14 protein-coding genes are annotated in these 16,278 nt (G+C 64.5%); 6 read left to right on the plus strand and 8 right to left on the minus strand.

What is annotated here, in order from left to right; all coding sequences use genetic code 11:
* The first annotated feature begins 143 nt into the window (after positions 1-143).
* From bla to HGI46_RS13085, 3 genes are all read left to right on the plus strand, one after another.
* Positions 144-1,004 carry a subclass B3 metallo-beta-lactamase gene (gene bla / locus HGI46_RS13075; RefSeq protein WP_168904561.1) on the plus strand — a complete coding sequence of 287 codons (861 nt, stop codon included), beginning with the start codon at positions 144-146 and terminating at the stop codon, positions 1,002-1,004.
* Positions 1,001-1,957, plus strand: coding sequence for a 50S ribosomal protein L11 methyltransferase (locus HGI46_RS13080; protein WP_168904562.1), 957 nt, complete (start codon positions 1,001-1,003; stop codon positions 1,955-1,957). Before bla ends, HGI46_RS13080 begins: the two co-directional genes overlap by 4 nt.
* Before the next feature lie 65 nt (positions 1,958-2,022).
* Complete coding sequence (locus tag HGI46_RS13085) at positions 2,023-2,820, plus strand: enoyl-CoA hydratase/isomerase family protein (protein ID WP_168904563.1); 798 nt, start codon at positions 2,023-2,025, stop codon at positions 2,818-2,820.
* Here HGI46_RS13085 and HGI46_RS13090 read toward each other — a convergent pair.
* Genes HGI46_RS13090 through recN form a run of 4 tightly spaced genes read right to left on the minus strand, consistent with a single transcriptional unit; the run spans position 2,805 to position 7,727 of the window.
* Positions 2,805-3,308, minus strand: coding sequence for a CinA family protein (locus HGI46_RS13090; protein WP_168904564.1), 504 nt, complete (start codon positions 3,306-3,308; stop codon positions 2,805-2,807). The genes HGI46_RS13085 and HGI46_RS13090 overlap by 16 nt on opposite strands.
* Positions 3,308-5,377 (minus strand): NAD-dependent DNA ligase LigA, encoded by a 2,070-nt coding sequence (ligA, locus tag HGI46_RS13095; RefSeq protein WP_168904565.1) that lies wholly within the window; start codon positions 5,375-5,377, stop codon positions 3,308-3,310. The genes HGI46_RS13090 and ligA overlap by 1 nt, the downstream gene beginning before the upstream one ends.
* Entirely contained in the window at positions 5,374-6,066 is a 693-nt protein-coding gene (locus HGI46_RS13100; protein WP_346766730.1) for a GNAT family N-acetyltransferase, read from the minus strand. Before HGI46_RS13100 ends, ligA begins: the two co-directional genes overlap by 4 nt.
* Positions 6,063-7,727 (minus strand): DNA repair protein RecN, encoded by a 1,665-nt coding sequence (gene recN / locus HGI46_RS13105; protein ID WP_168904566.1) that lies wholly within the window; start codon positions 7,725-7,727, stop codon positions 6,063-6,065. The genes HGI46_RS13100 and recN overlap by 4 nt, the downstream gene beginning before the upstream one ends.
* Before the next feature lie 146 nt (positions 7,728-7,873).
* Here recN and HGI46_RS13110 point away from each other — a divergent pair, with 146 nt between their 5' ends.
* The 3 genes from HGI46_RS13110 to HGI46_RS13120 all read left to right on the plus strand — a co-directional run bounded on the left by HGI46_RS13110 (position 7,874) and on the right by HGI46_RS13120 (position 10,863).
* On the plus strand, positions 7,874-8,785 hold the full coding sequence (locus HGI46_RS13110) for a UDP-2,3-diacylglucosamine diphosphatase (protein WP_206065722.1): 912 nt from the start codon (positions 7,874-7,876) through the stop codon (positions 8,783-8,785).
* Positions 8,782-9,846 (plus strand): glycosyltransferase family 1 protein, encoded by a 1,065-nt coding sequence (locus HGI46_RS13115; protein WP_168904567.1) that lies wholly within the window; start codon positions 8,782-8,784, stop codon positions 9,844-9,846. Before HGI46_RS13110 ends, HGI46_RS13115 begins: the two co-directional genes overlap by 4 nt.
* Positions 9,847-9,924: 78 nt before the next feature.
* The gene (locus HGI46_RS13120; RefSeq protein WP_168904568.1) at positions 9,925-10,863 is read left to right on the plus strand and encodes a DUF481 domain-containing protein; all 939 of its coding nucleotides are present in this window, start codon (positions 9,925-9,927) and stop codon (positions 10,861-10,863) included.
* Between the two features lie 7 nt (positions 10,864-10,870).
* On the opposite strand, the gene HGI46_RS13125 is transcribed toward HGI46_RS13120, so the two are convergent.
* From HGI46_RS13125 to HGI46_RS13140, 4 genes are all read right to left on the minus strand, one after another.
* The gene (locus tag HGI46_RS13125) at positions 10,871-11,677 is read right to left on the minus strand and encodes an outer membrane protein assembly factor BamD (RefSeq protein ID WP_168904569.1); all 807 of its coding nucleotides are present in this window, start codon (positions 11,675-11,677) and stop codon (positions 10,871-10,873) included.
* A 51-nt stretch (positions 11,678-11,728) separates the two neighbouring features.
* The gene (locus tag HGI46_RS13130) at positions 11,729-12,163 is read right to left on the minus strand and encodes an Rrf2 family transcriptional regulator (RefSeq protein ID WP_168904570.1); all 435 of its coding nucleotides are present in this window, start codon (positions 12,161-12,163) and stop codon (positions 11,729-11,731) included.
* Positions 12,164-12,311: 148 nt separating this feature from the next.
* A complete protein-coding gene (locus HGI46_RS13135; RefSeq protein ID WP_240946753.1) occupies positions 12,312-13,841 on the minus strand; it encodes a carboxylesterase family protein in 1,530 nt (509 codons plus the stop codon).
* Positions 13,842-13,843: 2 nt separating this feature from the next.
* Positions 13,844-16,057: a glycoside hydrolase family 3 C-terminal domain-containing protein gene (locus HGI46_RS13140; RefSeq protein ID WP_168904571.1), complete on the minus strand. Its 2,214-nt coding sequence runs from the start codon at positions 16,055-16,057 to the stop codon at positions 13,844-13,846.
* Between the last annotated feature and the right edge of the window lie 221 nt (positions 16,058-16,278).

Here is a 16,278-nt window from a genome sequence, read left to right on the forward strand (position 1 = left end):
GTACAAGGATCGCGGAAAGGACAGCCCCCCCGCGACGGATTGCGAGTCCTATTAGTCGAAAAGACCGCCTGCGCAAGCGTATGCGGGATGTAAAAAAGGACAGCCGGTTGCGCTCGCCCAGCGCGGTGCCTAGACGGCCTTGCATGAGCCTAACTCTCATCCTGCTGGCCGCAACTGCGGCGACGCCCCCAGCCCCCCCCGCCCGGTCCGATGCCGTTGCGCTCGCGCGGTCATGCGAAGACAAGGATGGCTTCTCCGATCCCGCACCGCCCGCCCGTGTCTTCGGCAATGTATGGTATGTCGGTACTTGCGGGGTGACGGTCCTGTTGATCACAGGTCCGCAGGGACACATTCTGGTCGATGCCGGGGTGGAGGATGCCGTACCTCAGGTGCTCGCCAACGTGCGGAAGCTCGGCTTCAACCCGAAGGACATCGGCCTGATTGTCTCCAGCCATGAACACTTCGATCACGTCGGCGGGCTGGCTGCGTTGCAGAAGGCAACGGGCGCGCGAGTGGTGGCAACCGCCGAAGCGGCCAAGGTCATCCGCAGCGGCAAGATCAGCCCCGCTGATCCGCAGGCGCAGGAAATCCATGGCAGCCCCCCTGCCCGCGTCGACTTCATTCTCAAGACCGGTGACGTGTTCAGCATCGGTCCGCTGAAGATCACCGCCTTCGCCACGCCCGGCCACACCGAAGGTTCGACCAGCTGGCACTGGAAATCGTGCGAGGGCAACGACTGCCGCACGATCACCTACGTCGACAGCCTGACCGCGCTGCCGCTCGGCACCTATCGCTTTGCCGATCACCCCGAGCGCGTTGCGATGTTCCGTAAGACCTTCGCGCAAGTCGAGGCGCTGGAGTGTGGCATCCTGCTGACGCCGCATCCCTCTGCCAGCGCGATGTTCGAGCGGATGAGCGGCGCGGCGCCCTTGGCCAGCCCGGACGCCTGCAGGGCACTGGTGGCTGGCGCGCGGGACCGTCTGGAAAAGGCACTTGCGAAATGAGTTGGAAAGTCACCGTCTTCGCGCCGCGCGACGTCGTTCAGGCTGCGCTGATCGCGCATGAGGACGCTTGGGACTGGGACCACGACATCGTCATCGCCGGCAGCGAGATCGCCGAGGACAGGCCCGAGGACTGGCAGCTCGAAGCATGGCTCGACCGCAAGCCGACCAAGGCCGACCAGAACGCCATCGCCGATCTGTTCGAGGGCACTCCGCCCAAACTGAACATCGAGAAGCTGCCCGAGACTGACTGGGTTACCCTGAGCCAGCAGGGCGTCGAACCGATCCGCGAAGGCGTGTTCCACGTCCATACACCCGAGTATGCGCCGCTCGACGAGCGCGGCGTGAGGGACTTTGTCATTCCGGCGAGCCAGGCGTTTGGCACTGGCCAGCACGCGACGACGGCGGGATGCCTTGCCATGCTGAGCCACATGAAGCGGCAGGGCGTGACCGTGCGCAACCTTGCCGATATCGGCACAGGCACCGGGCTGCTCGGCTTTGCCGGGCTGCATCTGTGGCCAAGGGCGCGCGCCATCGCCAGCGACATCGATGCGGTCTGCGGGCCGGTGGTGGCGGAGAACGCGGCCAACAACGGGATTCCGCTCGGCGATGGCGCCGGGCGCATGGCAATGGTCATTGCCGCCGGCATGGATCATCCGCTGCTGGAAGCGGCTGGCCCTTACGACCTGTTGATCGCCAACATCCTGGCCGGCCCGCTGGTCGAACTGGCTCCCGAGTTTGCCCGCGCCGTAGTGCCCGGTGGCAGCGTTCTACTGGCAGGGTTGCTGGAGACGCAGGAAGCCACGGTGCGCGCGGCCTATCGCAAGGCGGGCTTGCGACTGGCGGCGCGGATGGTGCGGGGTGACTGGTCCATCCTGTGGATGCGGCGGCGGGCGGCGGGTAGCGTTCGCTCGAGCCGGGTGGGCGTGCTGCCCGAATGGTCTAAACGCTGGTAGTACGCAACGGGGCTTGTGCATCGCCCGCTCTCGTTTAATCATCCGATTAAGGCGGGAGATGCGCGATGACCTATGAAACCTTCACCATCGAAAAGCGCGGCGCGGCCGACTGGGTGACGCTCAACCGGCCGGAGGTGCTCAACGCCATTTCACTGCAGATGGTGCTTGAGCTTTCAGACTATTTCGGCAAGCTGTTCCATGACCGCGATACCCGCGTCGTCGTGCTGCGCGGCGCGGGCAAGGCGTTCTGCGCCGGGCTCGACATCAAGGAACGCGCGGAGAACCGCGAGGAAATCCCGTTCGCGGGCGGCTTCAGCTTTCAGGGCTACCTCGCCGACGTCTATATCAAGATGCGGCGCTGCCCGCAGCCGATCGTGAGCCTCGTTCACGGCGCGGCCTGCGGCGGCGGTTTTTCGTTCGTGCTGGCGTCGGACATTCGCGTTGCGGGCACCAGCGCGAAGATGAACGCCGCCTACATCAAGCTGGGGCTTTCGGCATGCGACATGGGCTGCAGCTACTTCCTGCCGCGCCTTGTCGGCACTTCGGTGGCAAGCGAGCTAATGTTGACCGGTCGCTTTATCCATGCACCGCGGGCGCTGGCGACCGGCCTGGTTTCAGAGGTCGTGGCTGACGACCAGCTCGAAGCAGTCGGTCAGACGTATGTCGACGATTTGCTGGCAGCTTCGCCCATGGGCCTGCGGATGACCAAGGAGGGCCTCAACCTCGCCATTGATGCGCCGAGCCTCGAAGCGGCGATGGCCATCGAGAACCGCAACCAGTTGATGACTGCCGCCAGCCCTAATTTCCGCGAGGGAATGCAGGCGTTTCTGGAGAAACGGAAGCCGAGCTACGCGCCGGAGTGAGCCGCCAGGGTATCGCGCAGCAATATCAAAGCGGCGCTGGTGAAAGCCTGCATGTTGGCAAGCCGGTCGTCGCTCTCCGTGGTCAATCGCACCGAGGCCTCGATCCCGTCAGGCCCGACGACGCCAATCGCGCTGGTACCGGAAGCAACGCCCAAGGGGTGTGAACTGCCGCCGGAAGCGCCGGTTTCGGCGATGGCCCAATCGGAACCGTAGCGCTCGCGCATCAGCCGCGCTTGCGCCAGAGCATAGTCTTCCTGCGCCGAAGTGTAGCCGCGCAGTGAGCCCGGTGCGTGGCCGAGCACCATGCGCCGCCCCTTGAGCGTGTAGATCACCCCGCCACCAAGGTAGAACGCCGACGCGCCGGGCATGGCGAGCAGGCTTGCCGAGATCAGGCCTCCGGTTGAGCCATCGACGACGGCGATGGTTTCCTGCCTTTGCTTCAGCAGTGCTCCCGCTTCAGCGCCGACTGCGGCCAACACCTCCAGCATCAGCCCGCAGCTTTCACGATTTCGGCCCAGGCGGCTTCATCGATCACGTCGATGCCGAGTGCGGCGGCCTGCTTCAGCTTGGAGCCTGCACCGGGTCCTGCCACGACGAGGTCGGTCTTGGCCGAGACCGAGCCAGCCGCGCGCGCGCCGAGGGCTTCGGCCTGCGCCTTGGCTTCATCGCGGCTCATGGTTTCGAGCTTGCCGGTGAAGACGATGGTCTTGCCGGCCACGGCGCTGTCCTTTGTCTCGACCACATAAGGCGGTGGGGAGACTTCCGAGAGCAGGTCTTCCCAGACGGCGATGTTGTGCGGTTCGTGGAAGAAATCACCCAGCGCTTCGACGACGACCGGGCCGACGCCTTCGATGGAGAGGAGGTCTGCAGTCGCTTCCCCGCCTTCGCGTGCAGCAATGGCGGCCTCGCGCAGGGCCGGCAGCGTGACGAAGCGCTTCATCAGATCGCGGGCGGTGACCGCGCCGACGTGGCGGATGCCGAGGCCAAACAGCAGGCGGGCCGCGTCCGGCTGGCGCTTCCCTTCGATCGCTGCCAACAGGTTGTCCACAGACTTGTCCTTCCAGCCTTCGCGCCCGACGATGTCGCTGCGGCGCTTGCGCAGGCGGAAGATGTCAGCCGGGCTTTCAAGCCAGCCGAGCTGGAAGAACTCGATGATCGTCTTCTCGCCCAACCCTTCGATATCGAGCGCGGCGCGGCTGACGAAGTGCTTGAGGCGTTCGACGCGCTGGGCCGGACAGATCAGGCCGCCGGTGCAGCGCACGTCGACCTCGCCTTCCTCGGCAACGGCTTCGGACTGGCATTCGGGGCAGTGGTCGGGGAAGTGGTAGGCTTCGCGCGGGTCCTCGCGGGTCAGGTTCTCGACCACCTGCGGGATCACGTCGCCCGCGCGCTGGAGCACGATGCGATCGCCGACGCGCAGGCCCAGACGCCCGATCTCGTCGCGATTGTGGAGCGTGACGTTGGTGACAGTAACGCCGCCGACGAGCACCGGCTTCAGACGACCCACCGGCGTCAGCTTGCCGGTGCGGCCAACCTGGATGTCGATGGCTTCCAGCGTCGTCTCGGCCCGTTCAGCCGGGAACTTGTGGGCGATCCCCCAGCGCGGGGCCTTGGCCACGAAGCCAAGCCGCTCCTGCCAGTCGAGCCGGTCGACCTTGTAGACGACGCCATCGATGTCATAGGGCAAGTCTGCGCGCTGTTCGCCGATGCGGCGGTAATGCGCGACCATTTCAGCCGCGGATGAGCAGCGGACCAGCAGTGGCGAGACCGGCACGCCCCACTCGGCAATCCTGCGCATCATCTCATACTGTGTGGCGGCGGGCACCTCGCTCGCCGCGCCCCAGCCGTGGGCGAGGAAGCGCAAGGGGCGGCTGGCGGTGACGCTGGCGTCCTTCTGGCGCAGCGAACCGGCGGCGGCATTGCGCGGATTGGCAAAGACCTTGTCGCCCGCTTCGGCCTGCCGGGCATTGAGTGCAAGGAAGTCGGCCTTGGCCATGTAGACCTCGCCGCGGATCTCGAAGACAGCGGGCACATCGAACAGACCTGCACCCTTCAGCTCCTGCGGAATGTCGGCGATATGCGCGACGTTGGCCGTGACGTCCTCGCCCACCTGCCCGTCGCCACGCGTGGCGGCGCGGACCAGCCTGCCGTTCTCGTAGCGGAGCGAGCAGGACAGGCCGTCGATCTTGTCCTCTGCCGTCATCACCACTTCCGCGCTTTCGGACAGCGCGAGGAAACGGCAAACGCGGGCGACAAACTCCTCGACTTCCTCGTCGGTGAAGGCGTTGTCGAGGCTCATCATGCGAACCTCGTGGGAGACCTTGCCCAAGGGCGACGATGCCACTTCGTGCCCGACCTGGGCGCTCGGGCTATCAGGCCGGATCAGGTGCGGAAACGCGGCCTCAAGCTCGGCATTGCGGCGCACCAGCGCATCGTACTCGGCGTCCGAAATCTCGGGCGTATCCTCGGCGTGGTAAAGCCGGTTGTGCCTGGCGATCTGGCGCGCGAGGCGCATTAGCTCGTTGGCGGCTTCGGCTTCGGAAATCTCGATCATCATGCAGGTCCAAGCAGCGTGGCAACCATGGGGCGGCGGGCGCGGAAGCCAAGGCTTTCATAAAGGCGGATCGCCGCGGCGTTGCTGGCGTAACTGTGCAGGTAGGGCACTTCGCCCCGCGCTGCCATGCCAGCCATGACCTTGCGGATCAGGCGCGCGGCAAGGCCCCTGCCTCGGAACTCCGGCCAGGTACAAACGCCGCTGACTTCGGCAAGGTTGGCGGCGGGGCGCATGCGCTCGCCTGCCATCGCGGCAAGGCGGCCATTGATGCGTATTCCGTAGAACTGGCCGTAGCGCCACGTCTGCGCCGCCCAAGGACCGGGCTCGGTGGCCAGGGCCAGCTCCGCCATTTCTGCAGCATCCGTTTCGCCCAGTTGGATGATCTCAGGGTCATCATACGGTTCGATCGGGCCATCGGCGATCATTTGCAACAACGGCGCTACCTTCAGGACGTGCAGACCAAAAGGCGCGGCAACCGCCTCTGGTTCGACCAGCCAGATCTCCGCCCCGGCCAGGTGTTCTGCCAGGGAGTGCTCTTGACCGGGCAAGGCTGCCGCAAATGGACCGTACGCCGGATCAAGGCGGCGAACCTCACCATGACCGACATCGAGCACCTTCTGGGGACCGCCCAGCGAATGCCAGACCGGGCGATCAAGCACTTCGACTTTCAGCATCGTGTCCGGCTCGCTCACGCCCGCTCCAGCAGGCGGTCGGCCTGCGCGCGCGCCTCGGCGGTGACTTCGGCGCCTGACAGCATGCGCGCGATTTCCTCCTTGCGGGCCGCGTCGTCAAGCAAGCTGACCGAGGTGCGGGTGACAGTGCCTTCGGACGACTTGGCGATCATGTAGTGCCGGTCCCCGCGCGCCGCGACCTGCGGACTGTGGGTAACCGCAAGCAACTGACCACCGCTGGCAAGCCGCGACAGACGATCGCCGATAGCGCTGGCCACGGCGCCGCCGACGCCGCGGTCGATCTCATCGAAGATGATCGTTGCCGCGCCACCCTCTTCGGCAAGCGCGACCTTGAGCGCAAGGATGAAGCGCGAGAGTTCGCCGCCCGAGGCGATCTTGCCGAGCGGGGCGAAATCCGCACCAGGGTTGGTCGAGATCAGGAATTCGACGGCATCGATCCCGCCCGCGCCCCAGCGATCTTCGGGCAGTCTCAGGATCGCCGTGTGGAACTTGGCGGCGTCGAGCTTGAGCGGAGCCAGTTCGGCCGCAACCGCCTTGTCCAGCCTGCGCGCAGCTTCAGCGCGCTGGACCGAAAGCGTCTCGGCCTTGGCCTGGTAGTCCAGCGCCGCCTCACGCGCGGTCCTTTCGAGACCGGCGATCTGGGCCTCGCCCCCTTCGATAGCGTCGAGCGCGCTGCGCATCTCGGTTATCTTGTGGGGGAGCTCATCAACCGTGCAGCCGTGCTTGCGGGCAGCGGCGCGCAGATTGAACAGACGCGTCTCGATGCGGTCAAGCAGCGCGGGATCGTGGGCCAGCGCTTCGGCGGCGCGGGCCAGCTTGTCCTCGGCCTCGCTCGCCTCGATCACCGCCCGGTCCAGCGCTTCAAGCGCTTCGGCCAGCAGCGGGTGCTCAGTGGCAATGCGGTCAAGCCGGCGGGCAGCGCTGCGCAGCGTGGCAAGGGCGGAGTCCGAACCTTCCCACAAGCGCTGCAGTTCGACGAGATCGCCCGAAAGCCGCTCACCCTTCTGCATATCGGCGCGCTGGCCGGCGAGTTCGTCCTCCTCGCCGATAACCGGAGCAAGGGCAGTGAGTTCGGCCAGATGAGCGAGCAGCAGGTCCTGCTCTTCGGCAGCGCGCGAAACTGCGGCACGGGCAGAGTGGAGCGCATCCTCGGCCTTGCGCCACTTGGTCCATGCCGCATTGATGCCTGCCGCGTCTGCCCCGGCGTAACGGTCAAGCAGGGCGCGGTGGCCGCGTGCGTTCACGAGGCCACGATCATCGTGCTGGCCGTGCAGTTCGACAAGGCTCCGCGCCAGTTCGCGCAGCAGGGCGACGCCGACCGGCTGGTCGTTGATGAAGGCCTTGGAGCCGCCGTCAGCGCGGACCCGGCGCTTGATGATCAGCGGCTCACCCGGTTCAACCTCGATCTCGGCCTCGTTCAGCGCGGCGCGGATCGCAGCGGGCATCCGGTCAAATTCGAATGTGGCCGTGACGCTGGCTTGATCTTCGCCGCTGCGAACGAGGCCGCTGTCGGCGCGATCGCCCAGAATAAGGCCCAGCGCGTCGAGCAGGATCGATTTGCCGGCGCCGGTTTCGCCCGTCAGCACGCCAAGCCCGCTGGCAAAGCTGAGATCGAGCGCCTCGATGAGCACGACATTGCGGATCGACAGGCTGGTGAGCATCGCGCGATTCTCTAGCTGGTTGTGGCGCGCTCGTCCACGCACGCTGAAGCGTTTCGTTCTCCACTTGTTTCATTCGAGTGACAGCGTGCCACACGGCCGCAACGCGAATCCGCCAATGAGCTGTGCAGATGGAGAAAGGTTCGCTCATGGCATCGCATGCGAAACTCGACGGCAAGACGCCGTTCAAATCCGCCGCAGATCTGATTTCGTCTGCTCCCGCCTGGCTGGATCTGCCCGAACCACGCGGCTTCCGGCCCAAGCGCCGCCTGCGCACGGTGTGGATTTCCGACGTTCACCTCGGCACGCGAGGGTGCAACGCTCCGATGCTGCTGGATTTCCTTGCATCCATCGAATGCGAGACGCTCTACCTTGTCGGCGACATTGTCGACGGCTGGCGGCTGAGCAAGGGCTGGTACTGGCCCGATGCCCACAATGAAGTGATCCGGCGCATCCTCAAGATGGCGCACCGCGGCACGCGCGTGATCCTGATAGCTGGCAATCACGACGAAATGCTGCGCCCCTATGCCGGCATGAGCTTTGGCGGGGTGGAACTGGCTCTCGAGACAATTCACGAGACCGCCGACGGACGTCGCCTGCTGGTCACCCATGGGGACGGGTTCGACGGCGTGGTGCTCTATGCACGCTGGCTGGCGTTCCTTGGCGACAAGGCCTATTCGTTGCTGCTGCGCGCCAACGTGCTGTTCAACATCGCGCGCCGGCACCTCAAGATGCCGTACTGGTCGCTATCGGCCTACCTCAAGAAGAAGGTCAAGAACGCGGTCCAGTTTGTCTGCGACTTCGAAGAAGCAGTGGCGCATGCGGCGCGGGACATGGGCGTCGATGGCGTCGTTTGCGGGCACATCCACTGCGCCGAGATCCGCCAGATCGGCGACGTGACCTACTACAACGATGGTGACTGGGTGGAGAGTTGCACGGCTCTCGCCGAAGAGTTCGACGGCAGCATGTCGATCATCGACTGGGCCGAGGACACGCGCCGCGCAGCTGCAGTCAAGGCCGCGCTTAAGCCAATTCCGCAGCTTGAGGAGGAACCGGCATGAGGATCGCGATCTGCACCGATGCCTGGCACCCGCAGGTAAACGGCGTCGTCAGGACTCTTGCGGCAACGGTCGATCGCCTCATCGCCCGAGGTCACGAAGTCGAACTGGTAACGCCAAGCCAGTTCCTGACGATGCCGCTGCCGGGCTACAGCGAGATCCGCCTTGCCATGCTTCCCCGGTTCGGCACGCGGCGCACCTTGGCAGACTTCGCTCCCGACGTGGTGCATATCGCCACGGAAGGTCCGATCGGATGGAGCGCAAGGGGCTGGTGCAAGGCCAACAACGTGCCGTTCACCAGCGCCTTCCACACCCGCTTTCCCGAATATGCAGCTGTCCGCACCGGCTTGAAACCCGAACGCTTCTGGCCGGTCATGCGGCGCTTTCACGGTGCCAGCCGCGCGGTGCTGGTATCAACGCCAACTTTGGCGGCAGAGCTGGCCGGCCACGGCGTGACCCAGACCCGGATCTGGACGCGCGGCATAGATCGGGATCGTTTCCGTCCCAATCTTGAACCTCTGCCCGAACTGGCGGATCTGCCCCGCCCGATCATGCTGAATGTCGGTCGCGTCGCGATCGAGAAGAACCTGACGGCATTTCTCGATGCGGATGTAGCAGGCACGAAAGTGATCGTCGGAGACGGCCCAGCGCTGGCAAAACTGAAGGCACAGTATCCTGCGGCGGTCTTTCTCGGCGCGCGCCATGGCGAGCAACTGGCGAGGGCCTATGCTTCGGCCGATGTCTTCGTGTTTCCGAGCAGGACCGATACCTTCGGCCTTGTCATGATCGAAGCTCTTGCCTGCGGATTGCCGGTCGCAGCCTATCCCGTGCCGGGGCCGCTTGATATCATCGGGCGTGATGGCCACGGCCCGTCCAGCGACCTGCCAATGCAGATCGGCGCTCTGGACGAAGACCTTGGCCTGGCGATCCGGAAGGCCTTGCGCTGTGATCGGATCGGCGCGGCCGTCCAAGGTGCACGATACAACTGGGACCGCGCGACCGATCAGTTCCTCGAGGCCGTGGGCGATGCCATACGCGAGCCCAGCGCATATGCGTTCGCCTGAAGCCATGTAATCAGACAAAAGGCGGTGGCATCTATCGAGGATGCCATGCTATGGGCGCGGTCACGGAGACCCACCCCAATGCTTGCAGATGCCCCGCCCCAACCTGTTGTAATTGCGTCGGAAACGCCCGAAGTCACAGCCTCGCGTGAATTGCCGGCAGGTGTGGCGGATCTGATTGACGCAACACTGGCGTCAGGCAATCGCGCCGATGCGGAAGCCGTCATTCGTGCTGCCAAGCTTGCATTCCCGAGTGCCGCAGAAGCGATTGACGAGAGAGTGGCCACGCGCAAATCGTCCAGCTTTGCGCTGGTTGCGGCACCAGCCAGCAGGCAGGGCGAACCCAAAAAGTCAGAGGCCGCGGCGACACCCGCAAAAGAACCGAAAATTGCCGGCGAAGGGGAAGCCGGCGCATTTGCCAACACCGGCAATGCTCCGGGCATCGGACTGGTTGGCGGCTTCAAGCTGCTGGCCGAGGGCGCCAACTGGCGCATCGCCACCACTGCCCGAGCAGACTACCAGGAAACGGCGGACGTGGTCACCCGCGAACAATATCGCTTCTCGGCAGAGCCAAACTACAAGTTCGACAGCCGAGGCTATCTCTACGGCCTCGGCCAATTCGAGCAGGACCGCTTTCAAGGCTTTGCCTCGCGCTACAGCATTTCGGGCGGGCTGGGCTACAGTCTGCTGAAAGCCGATGATGCCAAGCTGAGCATCAAGGCGGGACCGGCGTGGCGCGTGACGAACCCGGTGGAAGGCGAGCGTGAATCCGTCGTGGCGGGGCTGGCATCGCTGGAAGCAAAGATCAAGCTGACGCCGAGCCTCGAATACAGCCAGGATGCCAGTGCCTATTTCGATGCGCAGGGCAGCACGTTTTATACCTTGGCGGCTCTCGACTCACGGCTGATCGGCAAGCTCAAGGCGCGGCTATCGTACATGGTGCAGCACGAAACCGCACCGGAACTCGGCCGGCTTGGCACGGATACGACGAGTCGGCTGACGCTGGTCTACGGGTTCTGAAGCGCCGTCAGGCGGCGGTGGTGCCCGGGGCGTGCTTGTTCATCAGATCGAACGAGCGCTCATACCACTTGCTGCCCGGATAATTGGTGCCCAGCACCGCTGCAGCCTTCTGCGCCTCTTGCGGCAAGCCGAGCGAGAGGTAGCTCTCGACCAGCCGGTAAAGCGCTTCGGGCGTGTGGCTGGTGCTCTGGTATTTTTCAACCACAGTACGGAAACGGAGCGTCCCGGCCAGCCACTTGCCGCTGCGCTGGTACATGCGACCGATCTCCATTTCCTTGCCGGCAAGGTGATCGTTGATCAGGTCGATCTTGAGCCGTGCATCGGCAGCGTAATCGGTGTTGGGGTAGCGGCGCACCAGCTCGTTCATAGCGGTCAACGCCTGCTGCGTGATCTTCTGGTCGCGCGTGACGTCTGAGATCTGCTCGTAATAGCAGAGAGCGACGAGGTAGTAGGCGTAGGGCGCGTCCTTGTTGCCGGGGTGAATCGACAGGAAGCGCTGGGCCGACTGAACCGACTTCGAGTAGTCCCGGGCAACATAATAGCTGAACGCGCTCATCAACTGGGCGCGGCGTGCCCATGGCGAATAGGGATGCTGGCGCTCGACCTCGTCGAACAGGGCAGCTGCCTGCTTCGAATCACCACGGTCAAGCCGGTCCTTCGCAGCGGCGTAGAGCGTATCGACGTCGCGCGCGACGTAGGCCACGTCCTTCTTCTTGTTTCCCCCGCCCGCGCAGCCGGCAGTCACGCCCATGGCGACGGTAGCGGCGGCGAGGACGGCGAAGCGCAACGGGCGGCGCATATCGAGGACGGTCATGCCGACCCTATAGCCAGCCGGTTCCTGAACGCCAAGTGAAGTTGCGGTCTTTTACGCCTCGGTGAAAGGAGGCTCGACCGCAATCGGATCGGCCAGCGTCATGCGATCGAGAATAGCTGCCGTTTCATCGCGCAATTGCAGCATCAAACCGCGCAACCGGCACTCGGCCTCGGGCAGGCAATTGGTGCAGATTTCGTGAGCGTTCCGCGCCGCGCAAGGCACCAGCGCAAGGCTGCCGCGTGTCAGCCGGATGATGTCACCATAGCGGATATCGACCGGCGGAAGCGCCAGTTCGTATCCACCGTCCCTCCCCCGGTGAGAGATGACGATCCCTTCCCGCGCCATTTCGGAGAGGATGACGGTGAGGAATTTACGCGGGATGTTCTGCGCCTCGGCGATCGCATCGAGACGCACGGGCCCCTGTCCGAACGTGTCGGAGAGGTGCTGGAGCGCCCGGATAGTATATCGCGTCTTTTGCGAGAGCATGAGAAAGACATGAACACTCGAACGCGAATGTCAACGCGCTTGGTAGAATTACTGGTGGGGTCTTCTGCACTTTACCGTTAGTCCAGCCCGGTTCCTTCGAGGAACCGGGCCAGCGCATTCCTCGCCCGTCACAAAGGCAACGCGCGGTTCACTTTGCCTCGGCAGTGCTTTCCACGAAATCAAGCCGGGCGCGGTAGGGGTCTTCGACGTGCTTCGCGCCCCCTTCGGCGATAAGCATGACCTTGGTGTCGTCAGCGGTGGCGGCCGGCCACGCCGGTCCCGGCGTTCCGTGGGTCGCGAAATCGATCCACAGCTTGTGCGTGGCGGTTGCGACCGCTTGCTCGCCCGGGACCATCTTCCATTGCGTGCGGGCAGCGACAGTGTCGAAAACATAGGGCAGTTCGCTGGCGTGCGGCGCACCACCCATGGCCTTGCGGAAATCCGGATGCGCATAGGCGAACCGATACAGGAATGCCGCCTGCCCCCGCTTTGCCAGGGCCCTTGCCACGGCACGTGCCGGTTCGATGAACGTGCGATCAGCGCTGGTCATGACCGCGACCTGCAAAGGTGCGCCGTCGCCAGTCGGATCATAGAGCTTTCGCGCCTCTGCCTCCCGTTCGCCGTAGCTGGCAAAAATCTTGCCCTTATCGGTACCGAAGGGAAGCCCGTCTGCTGAGTTTGCGCCGACCATGATCGGAACCCTGGCATAGAGTCCGGCGGCGATTGCATCGACAGGACTGCCGAAAATGGTCCGGGCATCGACCATCGGTCCGGAATAGGAGGGCTGCGACATGGTCATCATTGAAAGATCACCTGTGACCTTCTCTGCCGGCAAGGCCCGCAGCGCTGCAGCGTCGAGACCGGCGGCAAAAGCCTCACCGGCCTTGGCTGCACCTGCAATGGTTGGCGTCGGCAAGGAGCGTTCGCGCCCGGCACCGCTCTCTATGATGACCTTCTGGAACAGCCCACGCGCCTCGGGAGCCTGCAGCAGCATATGCATCGACATGCCGCCTGCGCTTTCTCCGAAAACGGTGACGTTCGCCGGATCGCCGCCAAATCTATCGGCATTGGCCTTCACCCAGCGGAGCGCCGCGATCTGGTCGAGATAGCCGAAGTTGCCGCCGTACCCTTCAGCCGCCAAGGCCGGGTGCGCAAAAAAGCCGAAGCGACCAAGGCGATAGTTCAGGCTGATCAGCACCACGCCGTCGCGCGCGAAGTTCTCGCCGGAATAAACCGCAGGCGAGGAGCCGCCGTTGACGAACCCGCCACCGTGGACCCAGACCATCACTGGCAATTTGGCCCCCGGCTTCGCCGATGCGGGTTTCCAGACGTTGACGAAAAGGCAGTCTTCCGCAGGCGTGGTTCGAATCGGTGCCGCATCGGGCGGGAATGGCGCCTGGAGGCAATCTGCCCCGTATCTGGTGGCATCGCGCACCGAGGTCCAAGACGTCGGCGGCTGCGGCTCGCGCCAGCGGTTATCCCCTACGGGAGGTGCAGCATAAGGGATGCCAAGGAAGGCCGAGACGCCGTTTGCAGCCTCAGTGCCGCGAACTGGCCCTGACGCGGTTTCAACGACGACCTCCTTGGTCACAGTCGAAGACGGCTTGGCAGCATGGCCGACACCTGAAGACAGGGCCATCATTCCTGCACCCAACGCCAGCGTTGCAATGACACGCATCCTCAATCCTTCCAGGTCTTGGCTGGCAGCTTTACCTTGACCGGCGTGCCCAGCGTTTCGGCATCCTTGCCAAGGGCGAAGGTGTATTCACCTGCCGGCATTGTCCAGCCGCCGTCCTTCCAGTCAGCAAGGATGCGCGGGTCGATGGTCAGGCTGACGTTTTGCGAAGCGGCTGCGGCAAGGTTCACGCGCTGGAACCCGGCGAGGCGGCGCTTGGCCTGTCCTGCGCGGTCGACGAGGTAAAGCTGCGCAACTTCAGCGCCCTCGCGCTTGCCGGTGTTCTTCACGGTGAAGCTGGCAGTCATGCCCTTCAGCTTGAGGCCTGTGCTTTCGAACGTCGTGTACGACAGGCCGTGGCCGAACGCGAACAGCGGCTTGGCGCCCTTTCGCGCAAACCAGCGATAGCCCACGTCCGAGCCCTCGATGTCATAATCGGACACCAGCTTGTCGCTGCCCGATGAGGGATTGCCCGAGAAGTCCGGCTCGACCCAATCGCTGCCATCGAGCCTGGGGCGCGGCAATTGCGCTTCGCTGGCCGGGAAGGTCAGCGGCAGGCGGCCCGAAGGATTGGTGTCGCCGAACAGCACCGAGGCAATCGCGGGACCGCCGCGTGCACCCGGATACCAGGCCTCGATGACGCCTGCGACCTTGTCCAGCCACGGCATCTTCACAGGGCCGCCAGTTTCCAGCACGACGATGGTGTTGGGATTGGCGGCAGCAACAGCCGCAATCAGCTCGTCCTGACCATCTGGCAGCGACAGGTCGGGCACGTCGAGGCCTTCGGTGGTCCACTGCGTCGCAAAGATGATGGCGACTTCGGATTGCTTTGCCTTCTCCACCGCGTCGGCAATGTAGCGCCCGTCACGGAAGGTGACCTTGGCGTCCTTGGCCAGCGCCTGGATCGCGTCCATCGGGCTGGAGCGGTGGTACTGCTGGGCGATGAAGCCGGCCCACACGCCCTTGCCGCCGATCGGACGGGTCACGGCTGGGCCGCCCTCGCCATGCACCTGGCTGGATCCCGCGCCCGAAAGCACGCCGCCATCGGCATAGCCCCCGATGATGGCGATGGACTTCGCGCTCTTGGCCAGCGGCAGCGCGCCATTGTTCTTGAGTAGGACGATGCCTTGCCGCGCGACTTCTTCTGCAACCATGCCATTGGCGGCGAAATCGATCTTGCCGCCGGGCTTGGCCGGGTTCTTGTCGAGGCCCGAGGCATAGATCGCGGTCAGCACGCGACGGTTCATGTCATCGAGCCGCGCCTTCCACAGAGGATCTGCCGCGGCCTTGTCCTTGAGCTTGTCGCCGAAGAACACGGCCGGATCGAGCTGTTCGCCCGACTGCTGGTCGAGTCCCTTCAGTGCCGCCTCGAGGTTCGGCACCGCGCCCCAGTCCGACATCACGAAGCCCTTGTAGCCCCACGATTGTTTCAGCACCTTGTTTAGCAGCCAGTCGTTGGCGCAGGCCTGTTCGCCATGAACGCGGTTGTAGGCGCACATCACCGAGCCGGGCTGGCCCTGCTCGATGCCGATCTGGAAGGCGAGCAGGTCGCTCTCGCGCGCGGCGCCCTCGCTGATCTTGACGTCGACGTACTTTCGCCCGGTCTCCTGCCCGTTCAGCGCGAAGTGCTTGATCGTGGAGATGATATTGTTCGACTGGATGCCGCGGATCGCCGCGCCCACCAACATGCCCGAAAGCAGCGGGTCTTCGGCAAGGTATTCGAAGGTACGGCCATTGCGCGGATCGCGCATCAGGTTGACGCCGCCGGCCAGCAACACGTTGAAGCCCTTGGCCCGCGCTTCCGATCCGATCATCGCTCCCCCGCGATACATCAGGTCAGGATTCCACGATGCCGCCTGCGCCACGCCCGAAGGCAGCGCTGTCGCCCCGTCCTTGCGGATGCCCATCACGTAGGACACGCCAAGGCTGGCGTCGGTTTCCTTGAGCGCGGGCACGCCCAGGCGCTCGATCCCCGGAATGTAGCCGGCCCCTGCAATCGCATCGGCCGGAATCGGCGGGGTCGGCCCGCCCAGCGGCAGCGGCATGATGCCATGGGTCAGCACCACCTTCTCGTCCGCCGTCATCTGCCTGACCGTCGCAGCCGCACGCGCATCGGCCGCCTTCATGTCGACTGCAGGAGCTTGCTGGGCTTGAGCTTCCGTTGTGCCAGCTGCCACCATCGTGCTCGCCGCCACCAACAGGCGCCATACCTTTGACATCCATTATCTCCTGAACTTCACAGCGGATTGACCACTCGACGGCCGAGGACGTGCCAGACTATTGGCAGCGCTGTCAAGCAGGCGAACAGAAACCCCAATCCGTAAAATAGGGTTCTTGTGGAGCGCCCGTACAAAGACTAAGTTTCAAGTTGTGAATGTTCGCACAGCGGTTTCCATCCCTGTATTGCCTAAAAGAGACGCATGACCCCCCCGACTTTTCC

This window comes from Novosphingobium sp. ERW19 (genome assembly GCF_012641315.1).
GTDB lineage: Bacteria > Pseudomonadota > Alphaproteobacteria > Sphingomonadales > Sphingomonadaceae > Novosphingobium.